This window comes from Streptomyces sp. 2131.1, assembly GCF_900105515.1.
Lineage (GTDB): Bacteria > Actinomycetota > Actinomycetes > Streptomycetales > Streptomycetaceae > Streptomyces > Streptomyces drozdowiczii.
Window position 1 is genome coordinate 326,397 of record NZ_FNSY01000001.1, and the last position, 24,463, is coordinate 350,859.

Here is a 24,463-nt window from a genome sequence, read left to right on the forward strand (position 1 = left end):
TTCCGACGACTTTTCCCGCACGAGGCAACCCCGGGTGCCGATGCGCGGTCTTGATCCACAGCAAGGCGGCACGCCGCACACTCGACGATCCTCGCCCCACCCCCCTGAGCACGTCCCGGAAGACCGGTCAACTATGCGCTACATGTATACACGCACTGCATAGCCATGACTGGTCCGGACCGTGCCCGCGCGAAAGGTTTCCATGCACACCAAGGCACTGGCGCCCGAATACCAGGGCGCCCTCACCAAGATGTCCGTGAACGCCTCGCTCACGGACGTACTCGCCGAGGGAGTACGCCACCTGGAGGAGGCCGAACGCTCCGGCTCCGCCCGGGAAGTGGCCCGGGCGGGTCTCGCCGTGGCCGAGGCGCACCGCAGGCTCGGCCAGGTGCGGGATGCCGATCTCGCGTGGAAGGCGAGTTACCGCGCCGCGCGCTCGGCGGACGACGCCGGGGCGATGGCCTGGGCGCTGTGGAGCGGTGGCACGCTGGCCCGTCAGCGCGGGCGGCTCCGGCTGGCGTTCCGGCTCCTGGGTTTGGCGGCGGACATGGGCAAGAAGGGCGGGGACGTCGTCGCCCGGGGCTACTCGCTCGCCGGCCTCGCGGAGACCGGCCGCATCCAGGGCGACTACCGGACCGTCGCCGCGCTGCACGAGCAGCTGCTCGCCGAGGCCCGGGCACGCGGGGAGGCACGCCACACCGTCTGGGCCCTGGAGGGCATCGCGCAGATCCACCGCAACACCGGCTCCTTCGACACCGCCCTGGCGATGTTCGAGGAGGCGGCCCAGCTGGCCGGTGACGCCGACGACCGGCGCGGCCGGGCCTGGGCGCTGCGCGGCATGGCCGACATCATCTCCGTACGCGACAACGACCCGGACCGTGCCCTGGAACTGCTGGCGGAGGCCGAAGTCACCTGCCGCGAGATGAAGTTGTCCAGCGCCCTGGCGTACAACCACAAGATGCGCGCCAACGTGCTCTACCGTGCCGGGCGCCACGAGGAGGCCAGGGAGGGCTACGCGGGGGCGCTGGAGGAGTTCCGGACGATGGCGGAGCCCAGGGGCGAGGCCCTGGCGCGGCTCGGGCTGGTGAAGTCGCTCGCCAGGCTGGGGCGGGACGCCGGGGAGACGGCCGCCGACCTGGACGCGCTGCGGGCCACACTCGACCGGATCGGGCTGCTCAACGCCCGGGACATGGTCGACCGGGCCTACGCGGAGCTGGGCGTGGAGCCGGCCGGGGACACGGGCGGTGGCCGATGACGTCTCCCACGGCCTCCCCGGTCACCGCACCGCGGATCCTGGCCCGCTGCCGCACCCTGGTCCGCCCCGCCCTGTCCCGGGCCGTGCGCCGGCTGCACCCGTGGCACGGCGAGATCACCGCCTTCTCGCTCGGGTGGGACGGGGTGGACGGCGGTGATGTGCCGGGCGCCCAGGGCAAGGGCGTACGCCAGGCGCTGGCCGTGCTCGGCGCGGAGGCCGTCGGGGCCCAGGCCCGGGACGCGGTCCCCGGAGCGGTCGCCGTCGAGCTGATCCACACGTTCTCGCTGCTCCACGACGACATCATGGACGGCGACGAGACGCGCAGGCGGCGCGCCACCGCCTGGAAGGCCTACGGGACCGGTCCGGCGATCCTCGCGGGGGACGCGCTGTTCGCCCAGGCGGTGCGGACGCTGACCGACGCGCCGGGCAGGCAGGGCGTCCCGGCGGTGCGGCTGCTCGCCGGCACCCTCACCGACCTGGTGCACGGCCAGGCCGACGACCTGCTCTTCGAGTCGCGGCCCTGGGCCGGCCCCGACGCCGTGCGACCGCACGAGTACCGGCTGATGGCCGAGCGCAAGACCGGTGCGCTGCTGGGCTGCGCCGCCGGGCTGGGCGCCCTGCTCGGCGGCGCCGGGCGCACGGAGGCCGACGCGCTGGCCACTGCGGGACGCCACCTGGGCGTTGCGTTCCAGGCGGCGGACGACGTGCTGGGCATCTGGGGCGATCCCGCGGTCACGGGCAAGCCGGTGCACGGCGACCTCGGGCGCGGCAAGAAGACCTACCCGGTGCTCGCCGCGCTCGCCGCCGGCGGCCCGGCCGCGACGGAACTGGCGGCGCTGCTGCGCGGTGGTCCGCTGGACGAGGATGCCTTGCGGCGGGCCGCGGAGCTGGTGGAGGAGGCCGGCGGCCGGGCGGCTGCCACGGCGGAGGCGCACCGCCATCTGGAGCGGGCGCGGGCGTGCCTGGAGAGCGTTCCGCTGGCGCCCGACGCGCTGGAGGAGATGCTCACGCTGTTCCCGTACGTGGTGGACCGCGTCCTGTGACGCCTCCGCGCCGCCCTTCGTTCCGGCGGGCGGCGCGGACGTGCTCAGCGGTGCATCGACGCGCCCTTGGTGATCTTGTCCACGGCGTTGCGGGGGCCGTGCACCGCGATCCCCACCAGGTCCAGCGCGTCCCGGTGCACCGCGCGCACGGCGGCGCGGTTGTCGCGGTCGTTGCCGGTCGCGAAGAGGTCCGAGGTGAACACCGACAGGGCCACGCCCCGGCCGACCGCGCGGGTGTGGGCGGTGATGAGCGTCTCCTTCGTCCCCTCGAAGACCATGACCGGCTGGCGGAACATCGGCAGGTACGGGGTGTCGTCGGCGTCGGCGTAGGGCTCGCCGATCACCTCGGGGGCGACCGTGCCGAGACCGCTGACCAGAAAGGCCGTGACGTTCAGCCGCTGCCAGGCCTCCAGGTCGTTGCGGAGCAGTACGGCGATCTTGGTGTCGAAGCGGACGGAAGCGGGAGCGGTGGTCTCAGCTGTCATGCCCCGAGCCTGCCGGGCGGGCCCCGGCCCGGTCTTGTACGAACTTTGCACGTCGGGGCGTACGGCGCGCCCCGCGTACGATCGGACCCATGGCCGCAGCACGTCCGGAGATCACCGCGTGGTCCCCGCCGGTGGAGGGGATCGCCGAGGTCTTCCACGCGCATTTCACCGACCACGCCTACCCCATGCACACGCACGACGCGTGGACGCTGCTCGTCGTGGACGAGGGGATGGTGCGCTACGACCTGGACCGCCACGAGCACGGTGTGCTCACCCACACGGTGACGCTGCTGCCGCCGCACGTCCCGCACAACGGTGAGGCGGCCACTCCCGAGGGGTTCCGCAAGCGGGTTCTGTACCTGGACACCGGCCAGGTCGACGAGCGGCTGATCGGCCGTGCGGTGGTGCGCCCCGTGCTGCACGACCGGGCCCTGCGCGACCGTATCGACCGCCTCCACCGCAGCCTCGCGGGTCCGGGCGACGAGCTGGAGGCGGCGAGCCGGCTCGCCCTGGTCGCCGGCCGGCTGGAACAGCATCTGCGCGACCGCGTGGACTCCGCCGCGTACGTCCACGACGGCAGGCTCGCGCACCAGCTGCGCGAACTGCTCGACGCGACGTACGTCGAGGGCATCACACTCCAGGAGGCCGGTGCGCGGCTGCACGCCCACCACGCCCATCTGGTAAGGGCGTTCAGCCGTGAGTTCGGCATGGCACCGCACCAGTACGTCACGGGCCGACGGGTCGACCTGGCGCGCCGGCTGCTGCTGAGCGGGCTCCCCGCCTCCGCCGTCGCCACTTCGGCCGGCTTCTACGACCAGTCCCATCTGACCCGGCACTTCAAGCGGATCGTGGGCACGGGCCCGGGCCACTACGCCCGTACCCGCGGAGAGTGAGCACAGCCCCTATCGGCGTTCCAGCACCCCGCGGAGGAAGGCGGCCTGGCCCGCGTGCTGGAGGTCGTCCGACAGAACGCTGACCAGCCGCACTCCGAGGGTGACGGGCGGGTTCCACGCCTCGTCGACGACGCGGTCCAGGGCGTGTCCTTCGAGGTTCCGGATGAAGGACAGGGTGTGCTCGTGGACGGAGTCGTAGTAGCCGAGGAGCAGATCCCCCGAGTCCACGCGGACGGCGGCGACCTCCTCGCCGCTCTGCCCGTAGCCGGTGGCGTCGGCCGGCAGGGGCAGGTCGAAGCGGCCGGCCCAGTCCTGGGCGAACCAGAGCTGTTCGGTGCCGGCCGCGTCCGCGATGTGGTCGTCCTGGACGCGGGTCAGATGCCACACCAGCCAGGCGATCGAGTTGGTGCCGTCGTCCAGCCGGGCGTGCAGGTCGTCGGGGACCAGGCCCTCGACGGCCGCGTGCACGGTCTGCTGGATGCGGGAATATCCATCCGTCAGGATGTCAGCGACGTTCATGCTTTCACCATGGCCGCTGCCGCGCCGGGGTCCGGCCACCGACACGCCCCGGGGCGGGCGCCGGCCGGGACGTGCCCCGCCGGCGCCCGCCCGGTTCTCAGCTGTAGATGCCGAACTCCCAGAGCGAGTAGCCCCAGGCCGTGCCCCGCTGGGTGAGGCTGAGCTTCACGTAGCGGGCGGTCTGCGCGATGTCGAGGTCGTCGGCGTCGCCGTCGCCGCTGGTGGTGGTGTACACCGACCGCCAGTTGCTGCCGTCGTCCGAGACCAGCACCTCGTAGGACTTGGCGTACGCCGGATCCCACACCAGCTGGAGGTGGCGGAAGGACTTCCGCTCGCCCAGGTCGACCTGGATGGACTGCGGGTCGCTCCAGTCGCTGGCCCACCGGGTGTCCAGACGCCCGTCGGTCGCCATCGCCGCGGTGCAGGGGCAGCCGCTGCTGCCGGACTGGGCGGAGGTGGCGGCGGCGGGGCGGCCGAGCGCGATGTTGGTGCCGCTGACCGGGGGCACCACGACCTTCACCGACTTGGTCTCGATGCCGGCGTTGCCGTGCCCGTCCTCGGCCTGGATGTACACCTTCCACACCCCGAGCCGTCCGGGGGCGGTGACCGCGAAGGTGCCGTTCCCGGTGGACCGCCAGGTGGCCTCGACCAGGCCCTTGTCCCCGGTGGCGTAGTTGCCGCTGAGGTAGATCTTGTAGGTGATCTGGTCGTTGTCCGGGTCGCGGACGTCGGCGCGGACGGTGAACTCCTTGCCGGCGGGGGCGCCGCCCGCGTTCTGTACCGTCATGTTGCTGATGACGGGCGGGGTGTTGTCACCGGCGGTGGAGCCGCTGTACGCCTTCTTCAGCGCGTAGTACGAGAGCCGCTTCTTGCCGTCCGGCACCACGTTGAACCAGACGCCGCCGAAGTCGTGCTCCGTGCCGTAGTGGAAGAAGGTGGCGCCCAGCGCGACGCCCCGGTGTGCGGTGACGCAGTTCCACGCCTTGGTGTAGCCCTCGGCCTTCTGTACGTCGGTGGGCTCGTCCGGGACGCCGTTGGCGTCGTCCGGTACCTCCCACTCACCGGCCGGGCCGCCCTCGGTGATGATGTAGGGCTTGGTGTAGCCGCCGGACTCCCAGGCGGTGCGGACCGCGCAGATGTCGCCGTAGGAGTTCATCGAGTACAGGTCGAGATCGGGGGCGTTGCGCTTGTAGTAGGGCCAGGCACCGGTCCAGGCGTCGGTGGACGTGACCGGGTGGTCCGGGTCGATGGTGTGGATCTTCTTCGCCACGTCGTTCACGAAGGTGGTGTACGCGTTGCGCTGCTTCTCCAGCTCGTCACCGCTGTAGCAGTTCTGCAGCCCGAGGACCGACTCGTTGCCGACGTTCCACATGAGCACACCGGGGTGGCTCTTGTAAGTATCGACCCACTTGGCGAACTCGGTGAGCGACGTGGACTTGTACGCGTCGTCAGTCAGGTAGTTGACGCAGCCGCCGGCGCCCGGGCCGCCGCCCGGCTGCAGCCAGAAGCCGCTGACCACGCGGATGCCGTTGGCCGCCGCCGCGTCGAGCAGCGGCTTGGAGGTGCCGTCGGTGCCCCAGGTCCGGATGGTGTTGACGCCCATGGACTTCAGGTCGGGCATGTAGCGCGCCGCGTCATTGACGGACGGGCCCCAGGTCAGCCCCTTGACCTGGTACGGCTTGCCGTCGACGGTCAGCTGCCAGTTGCCCTGCGAACCGGTGACGCGGACGGCTCCGCCCATCCCCGGGTCCGGGTTGGACGAGCCGGTGGTGCCGTACACCTGGAACTCCCACAGGGAGTAGCCGTAGCCGCCGGGGCGGGCCGTGCCGAACATCCGTACGTAGCGGCCGGAGCCGCTGACCGCGAGGTCGTCGGTGCCGCCGTTGCCGTCGGTGACGGTCTTCAGGGTGCGCCAGTCGGATCCGTTGTCCGAGGCCTCGATCCGGTACGCCTTGCCGTAGGCGGATTCCCAGGTCAGGACGACCCTGCTGAGGTCCGCGGTGGCGCCCAGGTCCACCTGGAGCCACTGGGGGTCGCTCCACTCGCTGGCCCAGCGGGTGCCCGTGAGATTGCCGTCGACGGCGGCCGACGCCGCGTAGCCGGCGCCCTCCGATGAAGACGCGGTGGCGGTCTTCCCCTGCGAGAGCAGGGATTCCGCGGCCCTGGCGCCGGTCGCGGCCAACATGACCAACGACGACGCGATGAGGGCGAGAAAGGTGATCAGCAGCGTGCCCGTGCGGGGTCTCGCGGGCAGGGCTGAACCGGCTCTGTGCACATTCTCTCCTGGCTGAAGAGTGCGGGACGGGGGCTCCCGCGGCGGGTTGGGAGAGCGCTCTCCCAGGAGAGTGACGTGTACCCGTCCAGCTGTCAACGATCAGGACGTGCCGGGTTTACCGGAATGTGCGCGCGGGGCTAGGGAACGAGGCTGCGACCGGTCTCGGCCGCCTTCTCGGGACGGACACCGACCCCCGCGGCCCGCGCCGCGGAGTGCAGCGAGCGCAGGGCCAGCAGGAGGAAGCCGATGTCGTCGAGGTAAACGGGGTCGGGCAGCAGGTCGACCGGCGACACGGTGTACAGCACCGCCGCCCAGACCAGCGCCTTGTTGTGCAGCGGGACACCGGCTTCCGCCAGCAGCTTCCTGGCCTTCAGGACCCGCACCAGCAGGACGCCGGCGACGGCCAGCATGAGCAGCGCGACGGCCGCGCCGACGACGATCCAAGCCTTGGTGTCCATGCTTCATCCTCCACCAGCGAGGCGGCGAAAAGCCACGAAATCGGGCATGTGCCGGTGTGACACTGCCCTCGTGCCCGTGGACGTCTCATCCCGAGCGGTGACTCTGACGGCGGCTGCGGCGCTTAAGGGCGCGCCGCTCGTTCTCCCCCAGACCGCCCCACACGCCGGAGTCCTGGTTGTTCTCCAGCGCCCAGCGCAGGCATTCCTCCTGTACGGGGCAGCGTCGGCAGACCGCCTTGGCCTCCTCGGCCTGGACGAGCGCCGGGCCGGTGCTGCCGATGGGGAAGAACAGATCCGGGTCCTCGTCGCGGCAGGCCGCGTGCATGCGCCAGTTATCCATGGCTCTCACTCCTGACGGTCGTGTGCGTGGCGTTCGGCTCGGTACGCTGCGGGTGACCGGCATTCCGCCTCCGAAACCCCAGCGGGCCTTCCTTCGCGTCCCCTTCACGTCCCCTTCGCGCCCTTCGAAGCTGCGCGGGCGGTGGCTCAGGGGCGACCATGGGAGACGGCGGGCGTGCGTCGGGCACGGTGGCGGCATGGGAAGGATCGTCCGTGGGCGGCACTGAGGAGATGCGGAACGGCTGGGGCGAGGCCCGCAGGGCGGGCGCGCGCCGCTCGTCCGAGAGCGGTCTGCTCGACGTCCTCGGCGTCGCCGCGCTCGTCCTGGACACCCAGGGCCGCATCGTCCTGTGGAGCCCGCAGGCCGAACGGCTGCTGGGATACCCGGCCGAGGAGGCGCTGGGCCGTTTCGCCGCCCGTGTGCTCGTCGACGAGGAGCAGTTCGAGCTGGTGCTGGGACTGTTCAGCGAGGTGATGAGCAGCGGCGAGGCATGGGCCGGGGTCTTCCCCGTACGCCACAAGGACGGCACCACACGACTGCTGGAGTTCCGCAACATGCGGCTGCAGGACGACCGCGGCGACTTCTATGCGCTGGGGCTGGCCGCCGACGGCGATGTGCTGCGCCGGGTGGAACGGGACCTCGCGCTGTCGGTGGGCCTGGTCGACCAGTCGCCGATCGGTCTGGCGGTCCTGGGCCCGGATCTGCGCTTCATGTCCGCGAACGCCGCGCTGGAGCGGATGGACGGCATGAGCGCCGAGGACCACCTGGGCCGCCGGATGGGCGAAGCACTCCCGTTCCTCGGCCCGGACGGCATGGAACCGGCGGCGCGCGAGGTCCTGGAGAGCGGTGTGCCGCAGGTGTCGCGCCAGGTGGTGGGCCGCAGCCCCGCCGCCCCGGAGACCGAGCGCGCCTGGTCCGTGTCGCTGTACCGGCTGGACGACTCCGCCGGCCGGGTGCTGGGGATCGCGGTGTCGCTGATCGACGTCACCGACCGCTACCGGGCGGCCTCCGAGGCGGAGCAGGCCCGGCAGCACCTCGCGCTGATCGCCGACGCCTCGGTGCGCGTAGGCACCACGCTCGACCTGGAGCAGACGGCCCGGGAACTGGCCGAGGTCACCGTGCCCCAGCTCGCGGACGTCGCAGCGGTGGACGTGCTGGACAGCGTGCTGAAGGGGCGCCCGGGACCGACCGAGGGCCCGCTGCTCATCCAGGCCCTGGCCGTCGTCGCCGCCCGCCCGACTCCCGTGGTGGAGGCGGCCGATCCCCCGGGCCGGGCCGCCCAGTACGGCGCCGACCGCCTCGTCACCCGGTGCGTGCGGACGGCCCGGCCGGTCCGGGAGCCGTATCTCGACGCGGAGAAACTCGCCCGTATCGCCCGCGACAAGCGCTCGGCGGCCCTGCTCGCCGAGGCCGGCGCCCACTCCTACCTGGCGGTGCCGCTGATCGCCCGGGGCGAGGTGCTGGGCGCGATCGACCTGATCCGCACGGACAACCCTCTGCCGTTCACCGCGGAGGACGAGGCGCTGGCCGCCGAGCTGGCCAACCGGGCTGCGGTCGGCATCGACAACGCCCGGCTCTACCGGCAGCAGCAGGAGACGGCGCTGACGCTCCAGCGCAGCATGCTGCCTCGCAACCACCACGACCCGGCGGGCCTCGACGTGGTTTCCCGCTACCGGCCGGCCGCCTCGCGGTACGAGGTCGGCGGGGACTGGTTCGACGTGATCGGGCTGCGGGGAGGCGGGACGGCCCTGGTGGTGGGCGATGTGATGGGCAGCGGGATCAACGCGGCCACCACGATGGGCCGGCTGCGGACCGCCACCCAGACGCTGTCCCGGCTCTCCCTGGAGCCCGCCGAGGTGCTGGGCCACCTGGACGAGATCACCGCCGGGCTCGACCCGTGGTTCGCCACCTGTGTCTACGCCGTGTACGACCCGGGTGCCGGGCGGTGCCGGGTGTCCACCGCCGGGCACCTTCCGCCGGTACTGATCCCGGAGGGCGGTGAGCCGGTGCTTCTGGACCTGCCGGCCGGGGCGCCGCTCGGGGTGGGCGGGGTGCCGTTCAGCGACGTGACGGTCCCGCTGGGCCCGGGCGACCGGCTGGTCCTGTACACGGACGGCCTGGTGGAGACCCGGGACGACGACATCGACAGCCGCCTGGAGACGTTGCTCGGACTGCTGCGGACCCCGGACGCCTCGCTCGACGCGACGTGCGACCGACTGCTGCGCGAGCTGCGGGAGCCGGACGACCACGACGACGTGGCACTGCTGATGGCCCGGGTGCACGCGTGAGGGCGGGCGGCCGCGCGGGGTGCGCATGCGCCCGCCCTCACGCCGCCGCCCGCCCCTCGTACGACCCGGGCGCGTCCGGCGGATTACGACCCGGGCGCGTCCGGCGGATCAGGGCCGGACATGCCCTAGCGGGAGCACCTGCGCCGGGTGCGGCACTTCGCCGTGGCGCGGACCCGGTGGCCGCCGGCGCCCAGGAAGCCCAGGCCGATGCCCAGCATCCAGGCGTCCTTGGCCAGCGCGATCCCGTCCTGCGTCGGCCGCAGGCTGCCGGGCTCCCGCATGCCGGGGGTGCGCAGGTAGAGACCGAAGAGGCCGCCGGAGAACCCGGTGAGGGCGAGCCCGGCGAGCCTGGTCGGCACGAACGGGGCCAGCAGCGTGGCGCCGACGGCGATCTCGGAATACGCGAGCAACTTGGTGAACCTGGCGGGTTCCAGCTTGCCCAGGAACGGATAGGCGTTGGCGGCCATACCGTGCAGCCCCTGGGCGGTCGCCTCGTCGGCCTTCAGCTTGCCGAGGCCTGAGTTGAGGATGAACGCACCGGTGGCCAGGCGCGGCGGGATATCGCGCGGTTCGGGCAACGGCATCATGGCGTGAGCCTCCACGGATCAGGTTGTAGGCCCCCGGTCGAGCCTAGCCAGCGGGTGTCCCGGGCGCGCGTCGAGCGCCCGGGCAGGTGGGCGATACTGGGCGCGGCGGGAACACGAGAGGGGGCTCGGTGGTCCGAGAAGAACAAGCGGAGTACGACGTCGTGGTGGTCGGCGGCAGCGGGGTGGACACCATCGTCCGCGTCGACGCCCTGCCGGTCCCGCTCGCCGACGCGGTCATGGTCGGCCCGATCCAGGAGTGGCCCGGTCAGACCGGGGGCAACGTGGCGCTCGGTGCCCGCGCGCTGGGGCTCGACGTGGCGTTCCTCGACTGCGTCGGTGACGACTGGATCGGTACGCAGGTGCGCGAGCGGCTCGCGAAGGGCGATGTGGAGTTCCACGCGGTGATCTCGCCGGCCGGGACCCGGCGCGCGGTGAACCTGGTGGACGCGACGGGCCGGCGGATGTCGTTCTACGACGCCCGGGACCCGGAGGACCTGCGGATGCCGCGGGACTTCTATCTGCCCCATCTGCGCCGGGCACGTCATGTCCATCTGTCGATCGCGAACTTCACCCGGTTCCTGTACGACGACATCGAAGCGCTGGGAGTGCCGGTCTCCACGGATCTGCACGACTGGGACGGACTGAGCGAGCACCAGCGGGAGTTCGCGCTCCGGTCCGACGTGGTCTTCTTCAGCGCGGCGACGACGGGCGAGCGCGCCCCGGGGCTGATGCGGGAGATCCTGCGCGAGGGGCGGGCCACGACGGTGGTCGCCACGGCGGGGGCGGGCGGCTCGTACCTCCTCACGCGTGACGGCGGCGCGGAGCCGCTGCACATCCCTGCGGTCGTGCCGGCGGCGCCGGTGGTCGACAGCAACGGGGCGGGCGACGCGTTCGTCACCGGCTTCCTGTACGGCAGGCTCGACGGCCGGGAGCCGTCGGAGTGCGCCCGGCTGGGGGCGGTCGCGGGCGCCTTCGCGTGTACGGCTCCGGGTTCGACGGCCATGATCGGCCGGGCCGGGCTGCTGGGCGCGTAACGACGTGCGGGTGCCCCGGCTGCCGGGGCACCCGCACGGACGGGTCACTTCAGGTAGGGGCCCGCGGTGCCGATCTTTCCGGGGCCGTTGAGCACGTACACGCGCATGTTGCCCTTGCCCGGCGCGTCGACGGTGAGCTTTCCGTCGGTGACGACCCGGGTGTCACCGGTGACGGCGTCCTTGTAGGTGCCGTTGGGGATGCCGGTGTACGAGGCACTGCCTGTGACGGTCACCAGGGCGAAGCTGTCGGTCGTCCCGCTGGTGTAGCGGCGCTTGTACGCCATCTGGCCGGTGATGCCGTCCGTGGAGTACTGGCCCATCTGCAGGGCCGGCACGGCGCGGCGGATCAGGTTGAGCCGCTGGAGGTGCTTGACCAGGGGCTGGGCCAGGGTGTTGGCCACCTCACCGGACGCGGAGTCGACCCGGGAGAACTCCGAGGCGGTGACGCTGCCCGCGAGGTGGTCGCCGTAGTAGGCGCGGCCGGTCGTGGCGAGCGGGCAGGTGGGGCCGCAGTCGATCTTCTTGCCGGCCTGGAACTCCATCTCCGATCCGTAGTAGAGCGTCGGGATGCCGCGGAACGTCCACATCAGGGACATGTTCTCGGCCCAGGCGTCGGTGCCGCCCGCGTAGCGTTCGCTGCTCTTGTTGGGCCCGTAGTCGTGGCTGTCGACGTAGACGACGTTGTAGGTGGCGTCGTTGGTCGAGTCGTCGGAGTCCTTGCCGTTGTTGAACGCGTTGGTGGCATCACCGAAGTTCATGTGCATACGCATGTCGATGATGTTCATGCCGGAGAACCGGCTGTGGTCCGGGGCGTGGTACGTGTTGCCGTCGAGGAAGGCGTTGGTGGAGGTCGGCTGGTTTCCGGTGCCGAGCTGCTCCTCGTAGTCGTACATCTCCAGCGCGGCCTCGGCGTCGTCGGCGTCGTACTCCTTGCGCTCCTTCCAGGTGAAGAACTGGGCGGAGTGGTTGACCGAGCCGCGGTTCCACTTGTCGTTGACGAACGCGCCGACCTCGCCGAAGACGAGGAAGTTCTTCGCGGCCTCGGCACCGAACTGCTGGGTGACCCGTTCCTGGATGGCGGGCAGGAAGCGCCGGTTCCAGGTGGTGCGCGGGATGTGTACGGCGGTGTCGATGCGGAAGCCGTCCACACCCATGTCGATGTACTTGTCGTAGGCGCCGATCAGGTAGTTCTGCACCGGCGCGGACTCGGTGTTGAAGTCGGCCAGGTCCTCGTGGAGCCAGCAGGAGCGGGAGTCCTCGCCCTCCCAGTTGCCGAGCCAGCAGGTGTGGTAGTACGCCTTGGGGAACATGCCCGACGTGGGGTTGGGCCACTGGCAGTTGTAGATGGTGTACCCCTCGGCGGACTTGCCGCCGGTGGGCTTGCCCCAGTTGAGGCACGTGCTGCCGGCGGGTTCGTCGGTGGACCACATGTCGCCGTTGTAGTAGGACTTGCCGCTCTTGGGTTCGACGGTGAGTCCGTCGTACTCGAAGCCCTCGTTCTTCTCGTCGTAGTACCAGCTCCACTGAGTGTCGCGGACGCCGTAGACGGTCGGGGTGAACAGGCCCTTGGCGCCCCAGCGCGAGGAGTGGTTGTAGACGACGTCCTGGTAGATCTTCATACCCTTGGCGTGGGCGGCGTTGATGAGGTCCTGGTAGGAGGCTCCGGCGGACTCCAGGCGGGGGTCGACCTTGTAGAAGTCGTAGCCGTGATAGCCGTGGTAGTCGTAGTCGGACCGGTTCAGGACGACGGGGGTGATCCAGACGGCCGAGAAGCCGAGCCCCTTGATGTAGTCGAGCTTGTTGACCAGGCCCTTGAAGTCGCCCCGGAACATGGGGTCTTTGTTGGCCGCGTTGCCGGACTTGACGTCCTGGCTGCCGCCCCGGTTGTTGCTCGTGTCCCCGTCGTTGAAGCGGGCGGTGAGAACGAAGTAGATGGGGTCCTTGCGGGGGTCGGTGCCGAGTGGTGTGCCCTGGGCCGCCGCCGGTGGCTTGTCACCGGTGGTGGTCCTGGCGGGCGCGGAGGCTGCGGAGGTGTTGCCCGCCGCGTCGATCGCCCTGACGGTGTAGGTGTAGGCGGTGTTCTCCTCCAGGCCCGATTCGGAGAGCACGGTGGAGGTCACATCGGTGACGACGCCTCCCTTGGTGCCGCCGGTGCGGGTCACCTGATACTTCGTCACCCCAGTGTTGTCCGTGGAGGGTTCCCAGCTCAGGACGACCGCCACACCGTCGGCCTTCGCGGACACTCCGCTCGGGACGGTCGGCGCCTCGCTGTCGGCGGGTTCGGCGGCGCAGGGGTCCACAGCGTCCTTGACGACCGCCCGGTCCTTCACCGTGCTGAGGCCGGCGGGGATGGTGTAGTCGTTGCCGTTGTTGTTGTCCCAGACGCCGTTGCCGTTGTTGAACGCGGCCTTCATCGAGGTGGCGGAGCCGAGGTCGACCGTCTTCTTCACCCAGCCGGTGCAGGCGGGCTCCATGCCGACGCCGGGCACAGCGGTCCAGGAGCCGCCGACGGGCTGGTAGTGGAGGTTGGTGGTCGTCCAGCCGACGGTGGCGGTGGAGTAGTACACCGACGCGGTGCGCGCCCCCTCGGTCGGGGTGGGGCTCGGGTCGGGGTCACCGCTGTCCGCGCACGGGTCGCTGTGGGCGACCGCGCCGTCCTTGATGGTGATGTTTCCGCTGCCCAGGTCGTAGTTCTTGCCGCCGTTGTTGTCCCAGACCCCCGACCCGTTGTTGAAGGTCGCCTGGATCCCCACGGCGCCCGAGAGCGGGACGGTCTTCTTGACCCAGTCGGTGCAGGCGGCCTCCATGGCGACGCCGGGCACGGTGGTCCACGTGCCGCCGTCGGGGGCGTAATGCAGGTTGTATGCTGCCCAGTTCTTCGTCTTGGTGTAGTAGAAGACGGTCGTGGTGGTGTCGGAAGACGCGACGGGCCGTGCGTCGAGACCGGCGCCCTGCGGCAGCGCGGTGAGCAGTCCGCACACTGCGGCGGCGGCAGCGGCGGACGCCAGGGTGCGTCTCAGCAGCCGGTGAGGGGTGCGTTTCATGGTGTCTCCAGGGAAGGGCCACGGCGGCGGCGAAGCCGTGGCGACCGGGGCACGGGACGTGGGGCCCGTGCCGTACCGCCGGAGACCCTGACGCGCCTCAAGGTCCGAGCGAACGGGGATGTGTCCGCCTGTAAGGACAGCCGGAATATTGCTGAAAGCTCTTGCGGCAAGGAAGTTACCGGCACATGACAACTCCGTAAAGAGGTGCGGCACCCAGGGGGGCCGCACCTCTCAGAAAGGCACCGTCAACTGCGCCTGGAGGTGCGCCTGGAGGACACAGGCCATGTCGGTCGCACAGCCGCTCAGCAGCCACTGGGTCTGGAGACCGTCCATCAGCGCGATCAGCTGCTGCGCCGCCTCCCCCGGGTCGATGTCCTCCCGCAGCACACCCTTCTCGCGGGCCTCGGCGTAGGAGACGGCCGTGGACAGCACCGCGGTGCGGTACCGCTCGACGAAATAGGCGTGGGCCGGGTGGTCGGCGGCGGTCGCCTCGGCCGACAGGACGCAGAACAGCTCGACGATGCCGCGCCGTTGCGCGTTGAGCGCCGCGAGCCCCACCAGACGGCGCAACCGGTCGACTCCGGTGGGGCGGCCGGCCTCCAACCACTGGTTGTCCACGGCGTCGCGGTGCTCCAGGACCGCGAGCAGCAGCGACTCCTTGGTCGGGAAGTGGTGGAGCAGGCCGGGATGCGAGATGCCGCAGCGGGTGGCGATCACCCGTAGCGAGGCGCCCCGGTAGCCCGCCTCGCCGAACATGGCCATGGCCTGGTCGAGGATCTCCTCGCGTTTGGCCCGGCCCTTGGCGTAACCGCGTCGCTCCCCGCCGGTCACTCGGCACACTCCGCGGTCGTCCCGGCAGGCACCGCTGCGCATGTTTGCATTCTACTTACTTACCACTAGGTCGGTATTCGGCGTACGGTGGTGCCCGGAGCGCAGCCTCCGCGTACCGCCCGATGAGAACGTCGCAGACGTCGTGAAAGGAACTCCCGTGGGCTCCTCCCTGCCCTATCTCGACCCCCGCCTGTCCATTCCGGAGCGCGTCGCCGACCTGCTCGGCCGGATGACGCTGCCCGAGAAGGTCGGCCAGATGCTCCAGCTCAACGGCAAGGACGGGGTGCGGCAGCACATCGAGGACATGCACGCGGGCTCCATCCTGCACGCCTCGCCCGAACGCGTCCTGGAGGCCGCCGAGCTGACCCGGCGCACCCGTCTCGGCATCCCGCTCCTGGTCGCCGAGGACTGCATCCACGGGCACTCGTTCTGGGAGGGCGCCACCATCTTCCCCACCCAGTTGGGCATGGCCGCGAGCTGGGACCCGGAGCTGCTGGAGCGCGTGGCTCGGGCGACCGCCGTCGAGGTCGCGGCGACCGGCGTCCACTGGACGTTCTCGCCGGTGCTCTGCATCACCCGGGACCTGCGCTGGGGCCGGGTGAGCGAGACCTTCGGCGAGGACCCGTTCCTCATCGGCGAGCTGGCCTCGGCGATGGTGCGCGGATACCAGGGCGAGGGGCTCGACGACCCGACCGCGATCCTCGCGTGCGCCAAGCACTTCGCGGGCTATTCCGAGACCCAGGGCGGCCGGGACGCGAGCGAGGCCGACATCTCGCGCCGCAAGCTGCGCTCCTGGTTCCTGCCGCCGTTCGAGCGGGTCGCCAAGGAGGGCTGCCGTACGTTCATGCTGGGCTACCAGTCCATGGACGGCGTCCCCATCACCGTCAACAACTGGCTCCTGGGCGAGGTGCTGCGCGGCGAGTGGGGCTACACCGGGACGCTGGTGACCGACTGGGACAACGTCGGGCGCATGGTGTGGGAGCAGAAGGTGTACGCCGACCACGCGCAGGCGGCGGCCGCGGCGGTCCGGGCGGGCAACGACATGGTGATGACGACCCCGGACTTCTTCGAGGGCGCGCAGCAGGCCGTGGCGGCCGGGCGGCTCGACGAGGCGGAGATCGACGCGGCGGTCGCGCGCATCCTGACGCTCAAGTTCGAGCTGGGCCTGTTCGAGAACCCGCGCCACCCCGACCGGGCCCGGCAGGAGGCGGTCATCGGCAGCGCCGGGCACGCCGAGGTGAACCTGGAGGTGGCCCGCCGCTCGCTGGTGCTGCTGTCCAACGACGGCACCCTGCCGCTGGACGGCGGCTTCCGGGCCGGGGCGGACGGTCGCGCGGTCGCGGACGCGGGTGCGGCGCCGCGTACGGTCGCCGTGATCGGCCCCAACGCCGACGACGCGCAGACCCAGCTCGGGGACTGGGCGGGCTCCTCCGGTCAGGCGGACTGGCTGCCGGACGGCCACCCGCGCGCCATGATCCGTACCGTGCTCGACGGCTTCCGGGAGCACGCGCCGGCCGGCTGGACCATCACCCACGCGCCGGGCGCCGACATCCTGACCGTGGGCCCCGACCCGGAGGGCGCCTTCTTCCCGGACGGGCAGCCGCGTCCCGAGATCGTCGTGCCGTGCGAGCCGTCCGAGGAGCTGATCGCGGAGGCGGTCGCCGCCGCGGAGGCCGCCGACCATGTCGTCGCCGTGGTGGGCGACCGCATCGAACTGGTCGGTGAGGGGCGCTCGACCGCGACCCTGGAGCTGATCGGCGGGCAGATCGCGCTGCTGGACGCGCTCGCAGCGACGGGCAAGCCGTTCACCGTGGTGGTCATCAGCTCCAAGCCGCTGGTGCTGCCGCCGTCCGCGTACCGCGCCTCGGCCATCGTTCACGCGTTCAACCCGGGCATGCTCGGCGGCCGCGCGGTGGCGGAGCTGCTCCTCGGCCTCGTGGAGCCGTCCGGGCGGCTGCCCGTCTCCTTCGCGCGTCACGCGGGGCAGCAGCCGACGTACTACAACCAACTGCGCGGACAGCACGGCACGCGCTACGCGGACCTGACCCAGCAGCCGGCATTCGTGTTCGGCGAGGGGCTGAGCTACACGACCGTCGAGTACGCGGACCTGGAGGTGCTGACCGATGTCCTGGGCGCGAACGACACGCTGCGGGCACGCGTGGTCGTCAGCAACACCGGCGAACGGCCCGCGCTGGAGACCGTGCAGGTGTACGTGAGCGACTCGGTGACGTCCGTGACGTGGGCGGAGAAGGAGCTGAAGGCGTACCGGCAGGTCCCGTTGGCGCCGGGTGAGTCGCGCGAGGTCGTCTTCGAGCTGCCGGTGTCCGTGTGCAGCCTCGTGGACGCGGAGGGCCGACGGGTCGTCGAGCCCGGCGCGTTCGAGCTGCTCGTCGGTCCGTCGTCGCGGGACAAGGACCTGCTGCGGGCGGGTTTCACCGTCAAGGGCTGAGGCCCGCGGGCGGGCGGCCGGGCGTCAGGGGCCCGGCCGGCCGGTCCCGCGCAGCCGTTCCAGGTCGGAGGGACGGACCTGGATGACGAACAGGGCGATCAGGGCTGCGGCTACGGCGAAGGCCGCCGCGGCGAGGAACGCGGTGGAGACGCCGGACGCCAGGACCTGGTCGCCCCAGCTTCCCGGGAGCTGCCCGGTCCTGCGGAACTGGGCGAGCTGGGCGGGTGTCGCCTCGGCCATGAACTTGGGCACCTGGTCGGTCGCCTCGTTGCGGCTGGCCGTGCCGAAGACCGTGACGAGGATGGACAGACCGAGTGATCCGCCCACCTGCTGGGTGGTGTTGAGGATGCCTGAGGCGGCACCCGACTCATGGGGCTCGACGCCGGAGAGCGCCATCAGCGTCAGCGAGACGAACTGCAGCCCCATGCCGAGGCCGAACACCAGCACCGGTCCCAGGAGACTGCCCAGGTAGGTGCTGTGGACGTCGGTCTGCGTGAGCCAGCCGAGTCCGATCGCGGCGAGGACCGCGCCCGTCACCATGAACGGCTTGGGGCCGAAGCGCGGCAGCAGTCGTGAGGTGAAGCCGGCGCCGATGGCGATGATGACACTGACCGGCAGAAAGGCGAGGCCCGTACGCAGTGGGGTGAACCCCAGGATGTTCTGCACGAACAGGGTCAGGAAGAAGAACATCCCGAACATCGCCGCGGCGAGGCTCAGCATGATCCCGTAGGTTCCGGCGCGGTTGCGGTCACGGAACATCCACAGCGGGGTGATGGGCTGCCTGGAGCGGCTCTCGACGGTGATGAACAACCCGAGCAGCACCACCGCGGCGGCGAACGCCACCAGGGTCAGGGTGTTGCTCCACCCCTCCTCGGACGCGCGGATGAACCCGTAGACGAGGCTCACCATGCCCAGCGTCGCCGTGAGGGCGCCGAGTACGTCGAAGTGGCCCGGGTGGCGCTCGGACTCCTGGATGTAGCGGCGGGTCGCCAGCACGATCAGCGCGCCGATGGGCACGTTGACGAAGAAGATCCACCGCCAGTCCAGCCACTCGACCAGCACCCCTCCGGCGAGCAGGCCGATGGCGCTGCCGCCCGCCGAGACCGCCGCGAACACGCCGAAGGCCCTGTTGCGCGCCGGGCCTTCGTGGAACGTGGTCGTGATGAGGGCGAGCGCCGTCGGGGAGGCGATCGCGCCGCCGACGCCCTGGAGGGAGCGGGCGGCGAGCAACTGCCAGGATTCCTGGGCGAGTCCTCCGAGCAGGGAGGCGATGACGAAGAGGGCGACGCCGGTCATGAAGACCCGGCGCCGCCCCAGGATGTCGCCGATCCGCCCGCCGAGCAGCAGCAGGCCGCCGAAGGTGAGGGTGTAGGCGTTGATCACCCAGGAGAGGTTCTCGGTCGAGAAGCCCAGGGATGTCTGGATGTGCGGCAGGGCGATGTTCACGATGGTGATGTCGAGGACCACCATCAGTTGGCACGAGCAGATGACGAGCAGGGCGATGGTGCCGCCGCGGTCCCTCCGGGGGGTTGCGGTGGCTTGCGTGGGTGTCGCGTGGGAGCCCGTCATTGGTTCGGTGCCGCGGGTGCGGTGGGGTGAACGTGGTCGTTCACCCCACCGACGGTAGACCTGGGTGGGGGAGGTCGCGAATCGATCTCTGGCGGGCGGGCGCCTGCGGCGGGGCTTGTCCCCTACCCGCCCCTTCCCGAAACCGGGGCTCCGCCGCGGGCCCCGCTCCTCAAACGCGGGAGGGGCTGGGAAGAACGGGGCGGAGGGGCTGGGAAGAACGGGGCGGAGAGGCTAGGAGGAGCGCGGCGGAGGGCCTGGAGTGAGCGCCGTAGGAGGCTGGGGCGGGTTACTCGAACGCTGCCGCCGCCTCCCTCAGGGCCTGGGCCACCGCCTCCGGGGAGTCCGGGCCGGGGTCTCCCGGGGTGTAGGTCACCGAGCGCAGGCGGCCTTCGTACGGGAACGAGCGGTGGCGTTCGAAGAGGGGCCAGGAGACCGGGGACTTGCGGTCCACGCCGATGCTGATGCCCTGGAAGGGGGCCATGCCGATGAGCTGGTGGACGGTGGGCGGGGTAGCCCGGATCTCGCTGTCGACGCCGATCGTGAAGGCCCAGCGCAGCCCCTTCTCGGCGGTGGCCGCGAGCCGGATCAGGTGCTCGCCGGGTGCCAGCGGCCCGGCGTCGGTCTCGTGCAGTACGCCGTACTCGTTGTACGCGAAGTGCAGGTGGCCGTCCTCCACGTACAGGCTGTAGCCGCCGCCCTGGTCGCCGTGGGAGAGGAGCACCCCCTCCCCCGTCTCCTCGACGGCGACGGTGGCCTCGAAGGAGCGCAGGGAGACCAGCCGCGAGGAGCGGTAGCGCTCCAGTTCCGAGGTGCCGGGAAGCAGCGTGAGCGGACGGGAGAGCCGGTCCTCGGCCGGGTCGCGCCGGGCGAGGGCGCCGCTGCCGTCGGGGAGCGGGAAGACGCCGTTGCGCCAGGCCGCCTTCTCCCAGGCCGCCGAGAGCTCCTCGACCAGGTCCGGGTGTGCACCGGCCAGGTCGTGGATCTCGGTGGGGTCGGTCCTGATGTCGTACAGGGCCCACTCGGAGTCGTCGTACGGCGCGCCGGGGCGGTGGAGGGTGACGAGTTTGTGGCCGCCGCGGTAGTAGCTGCGGTTGCCGGTCATCTCGCAGTACTGCTCGGGGTGGGTGGAGAGGTGGTGCGGGTCGGCGAGCACCGGGGCGAAGGTGAAGCCGTCCGGCTCCTGGAGGGTGACGCCCCGCCGCTGTTCCGGGCGTGCCAGGCCGGCGAGTTCGAGGAGGGTCGGGGCGATGTCGGTGACGTACTGGTACTGCGGGCGCACCCCCGGGGTGAGCAGTCCGTCGCGCGCTCCCCTGGGCCAGGACAGGACGAACGGGACGCGCACGCCGCCCGCGTAGGTGTGGCCCTTGTAGAGCCGGAAGGGGGTGTTGGAGGCCATGCCCCAGCCGCGCGGGTAGTGCACCAGGCTGCGGGGGCCGCCGATGAGCTCGGGGTCGCGGTCGACGTCGGGCGTCCAGTCCTCGGGCAGGGCGGGGTGGTGGACGAACCGGCTGAAGTAGGAGCGGGTGCCCTCGGCGCCGCCCTCGCCGGTGCCTCCGTTGTCGGAGGTGAAGACGATGATGGTGTTGTCGAGTTCGCCGAGCGCGTCGAGGGTCGCGGTGAGCCGGCCGAGGTTCTGGTCGATGTTGTCGACGAGTGCCGCGTACACCTCCATGTAGCGGGCGTACAGGCGCTGTTGCTCCTCGGTGAGGCTGTCCCAGGCGGGTACGTCCTGCCCGGCCTCGCTGTTGCGTTCGGGGAGTTCGGTGCCGGGCGGGAAGAGGCCGGCGGCGATCTGGGCGGCGAAGCGGCGCTCGCGCAGCGCGTCCCAGCCCTCGTCGTAGCGCCCCCGGTGGCGGGCGATGTCCTCCTCCTTGGCCTGGAGCGGACCGTGGACGGCGTTGTGCGCGAGGTAGAGGAAGAAGGGCTTGTCCGGGTCGTGGGCGCGCAGCGACTTCACCATGGAGATGGCCTGGTCGGTGATGTCGTCGGTGTAGTAGTAGTCGGGGAACTCGTCGATGTCCAGCGGGCTGTTGTCGCGCACGAGTTGGTGCGGGTGGAAGAGGCTGGTGAGCCCTTCCAGGACGCCGTAGTACTGGTCGAAGCCCTTGCGCAGCGGCCAGTTGTCGCGGTCGTCGGCGGCGTTGGACGCGGAGTCGCGGACCAGGTGCCATTTGCCGACGGCGTAGGTGGCGTAGCCGGAGTCGTGGAGGAGTTCGGCGAGGGTGGGGATGTCGTCGGCGATCTCCATGCCGTAACCGGGGAAGCCGGGGTCGGAGTTGGCGACCATGGCGTAGCCGACGCGGTGCGGGTTGAGGCCGGTGAGGAGGGCGGCGCGGGCCGGGGAGCACAGCGGCATGGTGTGGTAGTTGCTGAGCCGTACGCCGTCCTCGGCCAGGCCGTCCAGCACGGGGGTGGCGATCTCGGAGCCGAAGGGGCCGATGTCGCTGTAGCCCATGTCGTCGACGAGGACGACGACGATGTTGGGGGCCTTCTCGCCCGGTGTGCGGCGTGCCGGCCAGGCCGGTTCGGAGGCGGCGAAGGTGCGGCCGATGCGGCCCGGGAAGCCTTCGTATGGATCGCGGCGGGTGCTGGTGGTCATCGGCGGGTGGCTCCGTCACGGGTCGGGGTGGGCGGCGGGGTGGGGCGGGTCATGCGAGGGCTCGCGTCTTCTCGACGCGCTCGGGGCGGGCCGCCGGCGGTACGGGTTCGGGCGCGGCGGCGAGCAGGGCGCGGGTGTACGGGTCGCGGGGGCGGTCGCAGACCTCGTCGGCGGTGCCGGTCTCCACGATGCGGCCCCGGTGCATCACGGCGATGCGGTGGCTGACCTGCCGGACGACCGCGAGGTCGTGGGCGATGAAGACGAGGGAGAGGCCCAGGTCGCGCTGGAGGTCGGTGAGCAGGCCGACGATCTGGGCCTGGACGGACACGTCGAGCGCGGAGACGGGTTCGTCGCAGATGAGGACGGAGGGTGCGGGGGCCAGCGCGCGGGCGATGCCGATGCGCTGACGCTGGCCCCCGGAGAAGGAGCGCGGGTGGCGTCCGGCCACGGCCGGGTCCAGGCCCGCCAGTACCAGGAGCTCCGCCACCCGCTCCCGGCGCGCGTCGCGGTCTCCGATACCGAACGCGATGAGGGGTTCGGCGACGATCTCGCCCACCGTCATACGAGGGTTGAGCGAGGCGTACGGGTCCTGGAACACCATCTGGACCTGGCGGCGCACCGCGTGCAGCGCGCGCCGCGAGGGCCGGGTGACGTCTTCGCCGCGCAGCCGCAGGGTACCGCCGTCGGCGGTGTGGGCGTGCGCGAGAACCCGGGCCAGGGTGGACTTGCCGGAGCCGGACTCCCCGACGATGCCCAGCGTCTCGCCCTCCGCGAGGGTCAGCGACACCCCGTCGAGCGCGGGTACCCCGCGCTTCCGGGCGCCGCGTCCCCCGTACGTCTTCGTCAGGCCGTCCGCCTCCAGCACGACGGCGCCCGGTGCGGGGCGGTCGATGCGGGCGGGCGGGGCCGGGGCGGGCAGGGGTTCGGTGCGTCCGGCGGCGGGGAGGCAGGCCACCCGTACGTCGCCGGTCACCCGGGCGAGCGGCGGGGTGGCGTTGCGGCAGCGGTCCTCGACCAGGGTGCAGCGGTCCGCGAAGGCGCAGCCGTCCCCGAGGAGGGTGAGGTCGGGCGGGCTGCCCGGGATGCCGGTGAGGCGGGTTCCGGACGGGGTGGCGAGGCGCGGCACGGCGGCGAGCAGGCCGGCGGTGTACGGGTGGCGGGGGCGGGTGAGCACCTCGGCGGTGGGGCCGTCCTCGACGACGGTGCCGCCGTACATGACGAGGACCCGTTCGCAGGCGCGGGCGACGACGCCCATGTTGTGCGTGATGAGGACGAGGGCGGTGCCGGTCTCGCGGTTGAGGTCGCCGAGCAGGGTGAGGATCTGGTCCTGGACGGTGGCGTCGAGTGCGGTGGTCGGCTCGTCGGCGAGGAGGATGTCGGGTTCGGCGGCGAGGGCCGTGGCGATGAGGATGCGCTGGCGCTGGCCGCCGGAGAACTGGTGCGGGTAGTCGTCGGCGCGCCGGTGCGGGTCGGGGATGCCGACCCGGTCGAGGAGTTCGACGGTGCGGGCGCGGCGGGCGGCCTTGTCGCGGTTGCCGTGGGCGCGCAGCACCTCGTCGATGTGGCGGCCGGCGGTGAGGACGGGGTTGAGGGCGGTCATCGGGTCCTGGAAGACCATGCCGATGCGGGCGCCGCGCACCGCCCGCAGTTCCGCGTCGTCGGCGGTGGCGAGGTCGCGGCCCTCCAGGCGGACGGTCCCGCCGGTGATGTGTCCGGTGCCGGGGAGCATCCGGTTGAGGGCGAGCGCGGTGGTGGACTTGCCGGACCCGGACTCGCCGACGACGGCCAGGGTCTCGCCCCGGCGCAGGGTGAAGGAGACCCCGCGCACGGCGCGCAGCGGTGAGCCGTCGGGTGCGGTGAACTCCACGCCGAGGTCGCGTACCTCCAGCAGTTCCTGGGCGGTCATCGGCGTATCTCCCGGTTGAGCGCCTCGGCGATGAGCGAGAGGCCGAGGACGAGCGCGGTCACGGTGATCAGGGGCCCGGCGGCGAATTGCGGGGCCTGGGCGAGATAGGGCATGGACTGGCTGAGTACGGCTCCGAGCGTGGGCTGCGGCGGCCGGACGCCGACGCCGAGGAAGCTCATGGCGCCCTCGATGAAGACGGCGACGGTCAGCGATACGGCGATCTGCACGACGAGCGGGTCCGCCGCGTTGGGCAGGATGTGCCGGACCAGCACCCGGCTGCCCGAACCGCCGCCGACGCGGGCGGCAGTGACGTACTCGCGTTCCCGCTGTACGAGGACGCCGCCGCGCAGCAGCCGGCCGAAGACCGGGACCTCGGCGAGGGCGATGACGAGGACGACGGGGATGCGGCCCGGGCCGAGGATCGCGGTGACGGCGAGCGCCAGGATCAGCCCGGGAAACGCGAGGAGCAGGTCGAAGACGCGCTGGACGACGGTGTCGGCCACCGGGTGGGCGGCGGCGACGAGCGCGAGCAGGCAGCCGAGCGCGGCGCCGGCGGGCACCGCGACCGCGATGATGCCGAGGTCGGTGCGGATGCCGTACAGCACACGGCTGAGCAGGTCGCGGCCGAGGTCGTCGGTGCCGAGGAGATGTCCGGGCGTGCCGGGCCCGGCGAGGCTCTGGCCGCTCTGGTCGGTGGGCCCGTGCCCGGCGAGCAGCGGGGCGAGGAGCCCGGCGAGGACCACCAGGCCGACGAGGACGAGGCCGGTGCGGGCGCGGGCGGTGGACAGGGCGGTGCGGTACGGGTGGCGGCTGCGGGGCGTGGCGCGCGGTTTGCGGGCGGCCGGGGGCGGCGCGGCGGTGAGGAGGTCGGTCGTCTGGGTCATCAGG

The 24,463-nt window shown here is 71.7% G+C and carries 18 protein-coding genes; 6 read left to right on the forward strand and 12 right to left on the reverse strand.

The features are described 5' to 3' along the window. The first annotated feature begins 202 nt into the window (after positions 1-202). Together BLW14_RS01650 and BLW14_RS01655 are read left to right on the forward strand one after the other, a co-directional pair. Positions 203-1,255: a tetratricopeptide repeat protein gene (locus tag BLW14_RS01650; RefSeq protein WP_093703562.1), complete on the forward strand. Its 1,053-nt coding sequence runs from the start codon at positions 203-205 to the stop codon at positions 1,253-1,255. Further along, positions 1,252-2,298 (forward strand): polyprenyl synthetase family protein, encoded by a 1,047-nt coding sequence (locus BLW14_RS01655; protein WP_093703564.1) that lies wholly within the window; start codon positions 1,252-1,254, stop codon positions 2,296-2,298. Before BLW14_RS01650 ends, BLW14_RS01655 begins: the two co-directional genes overlap by 4 nt. A 44-nt stretch (positions 2,299-2,342) precedes the next feature. On the opposite strand, the gene BLW14_RS01660 is transcribed toward BLW14_RS01655, so the two are convergent. After that, positions 2,343-2,783 carry a DUF2000 domain-containing protein gene (locus BLW14_RS01660; protein ID WP_093703566.1) on the reverse strand — a complete coding sequence of 147 codons (441 nt, stop codon included), beginning with the start codon at positions 2,781-2,783 and terminating at the stop codon, positions 2,343-2,345. 89 nt (positions 2,784-2,872) lie between these two features. Here BLW14_RS01660 and BLW14_RS01665 point away from each other — a divergent pair, with 89 nt between their 5' ends. Beyond that, positions 2,873-3,676: a helix-turn-helix transcriptional regulator gene (locus tag BLW14_RS01665; protein ID WP_093703568.1), complete on the forward strand. Its 804-nt coding sequence runs from the start codon at positions 2,873-2,875 to the stop codon at positions 3,674-3,676. A 9-nt stretch (positions 3,677-3,685) separates the two neighbouring features. Here the strand turns inward: BLW14_RS01665 and BLW14_RS01670 are convergent, their stop codons facing one another. The 4 genes from BLW14_RS01670 to BLW14_RS01685 all read right to left on the reverse strand — a co-directional run bounded on the left by BLW14_RS01670 (position 3,686) and on the right by BLW14_RS01685 (position 7,268). After that, positions 3,686-4,195 (reverse strand): mycothiol transferase, encoded by a 510-nt coding sequence (locus tag BLW14_RS01670; RefSeq protein WP_093703570.1) that lies wholly within the window; start codon positions 4,193-4,195, stop codon positions 3,686-3,688. Positions 4,196-4,292: 97 nt separating this feature from the next. Then, a complete protein-coding gene (locus tag BLW14_RS01675; protein WP_093703572.1) occupies positions 4,293-6,470 on the reverse strand; it encodes a discoidin domain-containing protein in 2,178 nt (725 codons plus the stop codon). Positions 6,471-6,607: 137 nt separating this feature from the next. Further along, positions 6,608-6,928, reverse strand: coding sequence for a YkvA family protein (locus BLW14_RS01680; RefSeq protein ID WP_093703574.1), 321 nt, complete (start codon positions 6,926-6,928; stop codon positions 6,608-6,610). Between the two features lie 85 nt (positions 6,929-7,013). Further along, positions 7,014-7,268 (reverse strand): WhiB family transcriptional regulator, encoded by a 255-nt coding sequence (locus BLW14_RS01685; protein ID WP_093703576.1) that lies wholly within the window; start codon positions 7,266-7,268, stop codon positions 7,014-7,016. Between the two features lie 230 nt (positions 7,269-7,498). Here BLW14_RS01685 and BLW14_RS01690 point away from each other — a divergent pair, with 230 nt between their 5' ends. Beyond that, complete coding sequence (locus tag BLW14_RS01690) at positions 7,499-9,556, forward strand: SpoIIE family protein phosphatase (protein ID WP_093710616.1); 2,058 nt, start codon at positions 7,499-7,501, stop codon at positions 9,554-9,556. Positions 9,557-9,681: 125 nt separating this feature from the next. Here the strand turns inward: BLW14_RS01690 and BLW14_RS01695 are convergent, their stop codons facing one another. Further along, positions 9,682-10,143, reverse strand: coding sequence for a hypothetical protein (locus BLW14_RS01695; protein WP_093703578.1), 462 nt, complete (start codon positions 10,141-10,143; stop codon positions 9,682-9,684). Positions 10,144-10,304: 161 nt separating this feature from the next. Here BLW14_RS01695 and BLW14_RS01700 point away from each other — a divergent pair, with 161 nt between their 5' ends. Next, the gene (locus tag BLW14_RS01700) at positions 10,305-11,177 is read left to right on the forward strand and encodes a carbohydrate kinase family protein (protein WP_177154193.1); all 873 of its coding nucleotides are present in this window, start codon (positions 10,305-10,307) and stop codon (positions 11,175-11,177) included. 44 nt (positions 11,178-11,221) lie between these two features. Here BLW14_RS01700 and BLW14_RS01705 read toward each other — a convergent pair whose 3' ends face one another. Both BLW14_RS01705 and BLW14_RS01710 read right to left on the reverse strand, forming a co-directional pair. After that, positions 11,222-14,221 carry a carbohydrate binding domain-containing protein gene (locus tag BLW14_RS01705; RefSeq protein WP_093703581.1) on the reverse strand — a complete coding sequence of 1,000 codons (3,000 nt, stop codon included), beginning with the start codon at positions 14,219-14,221 and terminating at the stop codon, positions 11,222-11,224. 231 nt (positions 14,222-14,452) lie between these two features. Then, entirely contained in the window at positions 14,453-15,052 is a 600-nt protein-coding gene (locus tag BLW14_RS01710; protein ID WP_093703583.1) for a TetR/AcrR family transcriptional regulator, read from the reverse strand. A gap of 157 nt (positions 15,053-15,209) precedes the next feature. Between BLW14_RS01710 and BLW14_RS01715 the strand changes: the two genes are divergently transcribed. Next, entirely contained in the window at positions 15,210-17,501 is a 2,292-nt protein-coding gene (locus BLW14_RS01715) for an exo-beta-d-1,3/1,6-glucosidase (RefSeq protein ID WP_093703585.1), read from the forward strand. 24 nt (positions 17,502-17,525) lie between these two features. On the opposite strand, the gene BLW14_RS01720 is transcribed toward BLW14_RS01715, so the two are convergent. The 4 genes from BLW14_RS01720 to BLW14_RS01735 all read right to left on the reverse strand — a co-directional run bounded on the left by BLW14_RS01720 (position 17,526) and on the right by BLW14_RS01735 (position 24,459). Next, the gene (locus BLW14_RS01720) at positions 17,526-19,070 is read right to left on the reverse strand and encodes an MFS transporter (protein ID WP_093703587.1); all 1,545 of its coding nucleotides are present in this window, start codon (positions 19,068-19,070) and stop codon (positions 17,526-17,528) included. 286 nt (positions 19,071-19,356) lie between these two features. Beyond that, positions 19,357-21,669, reverse strand: coding sequence for an arylsulfatase (locus BLW14_RS01725; RefSeq protein WP_093703589.1), 2,313 nt, complete (start codon positions 21,667-21,669; stop codon positions 19,357-19,359). 49 nt (positions 21,670-21,718) lie between these two features. Then, on the reverse strand, positions 21,719-23,575 hold the full coding sequence (locus tag BLW14_RS01730) for a dipeptide ABC transporter ATP-binding protein (protein ID WP_093703591.1): 1,857 nt from the start codon (positions 23,573-23,575) through the stop codon (positions 21,719-21,721). Further along, positions 23,572-24,459: an ABC transporter permease gene (locus BLW14_RS01735; protein WP_093703593.1), complete on the reverse strand. Its 888-nt coding sequence runs from the start codon at positions 24,457-24,459 to the stop codon at positions 23,572-23,574. The genes BLW14_RS01730 and BLW14_RS01735 overlap by 4 nt, the downstream gene beginning before the upstream one ends. Positions 24,460-24,463 lie beyond the last annotated feature (4 nt).

Bases quoted from the DNA above. Each gene is read 5' to 3' on its own strand.
- BLW14_RS01650 (WP_093703562.1), top strand. From the start codon at position 203: ATGCACACCAAGGCACTGGCGCCCGAATACCAGGGCGCCCTCACCAAG.
- BLW14_RS01655 (WP_093703564.1), top strand. From the start codon at position 1,252: ATGACGTCTCCCACGGCCTCCCCGGTCACCGCACCGCGGATCCTGGCC.
- BLW14_RS01660 (WP_093703566.1), bottom strand. From the start codon at position 2,783: ATGACAGCTGAGACCACCGCTCCCGCTTCCGTCCGCTTCGACACCAAG.
- BLW14_RS01665 (WP_093703568.1), top strand. From the start codon at position 2,873: ATGGCCGCAGCACGTCCGGAGATCACCGCGTGGTCCCCGCCGGTGGAG.
- BLW14_RS01670 (WP_093703570.1), bottom strand. From the start codon at position 4,195: ATGAACGTCGCTGACATCCTGACGGATGGATATTCCCGCATCCAGCAG.
- BLW14_RS01680 (WP_093703574.1), bottom strand. From the start codon at position 6,928: ATGGACACCAAGGCTTGGATCGTCGTCGGCGCGGCCGTCGCGCTGCTC.
- BLW14_RS01685 (WP_093703576.1), bottom strand. From the start codon at position 7,268: ATGGATAACTGGCGCATGCACGCGGCCTGCCGCGACGAGGACCCGGAT.
- BLW14_RS01690 (WP_093710616.1), top strand. From the start codon at position 7,499: ATGCGGAACGGCTGGGGCGAGGCCCGCAGGGCGGGCGCGCGCCGCTCG.
- BLW14_RS01695 (WP_093703578.1), bottom strand. From the start codon at position 10,143: ATGATGCCGTTGCCCGAACCGCGCGATATCCCGCCGCGCCTGGCCACC.
- BLW14_RS01705 (WP_093703581.1), bottom strand. From the start codon at position 14,221: ATGAAACGCACCCCTCACCGGCTGCTGAGACGCACCCTGGCGTCCGCC.
- BLW14_RS01720 (WP_093703587.1), bottom strand. From the start codon at position 19,070: ATGACGGGCTCCCACGCGACACCCACGCAAGCCACCGCAACCCCCCGG.
- BLW14_RS01725 (WP_093703589.1), bottom strand. From the start codon at position 21,669: ATGACCACCAGCACCCGCCGCGATCCATACGAAGGCTTCCCGGGCCGC.
- BLW14_RS01730 (WP_093703591.1), bottom strand. From the start codon at position 23,575: ATGACCGCCCAGGAACTGCTGGAGGTACGCGACCTCGGCGTGGAGTTC.
- BLW14_RS01735 (WP_093703593.1), bottom strand. From the start codon at position 24,459: ATGACCCAGACGACCGACCTCCTCACCGCCGCGCCGCCCCCGGCCGCC.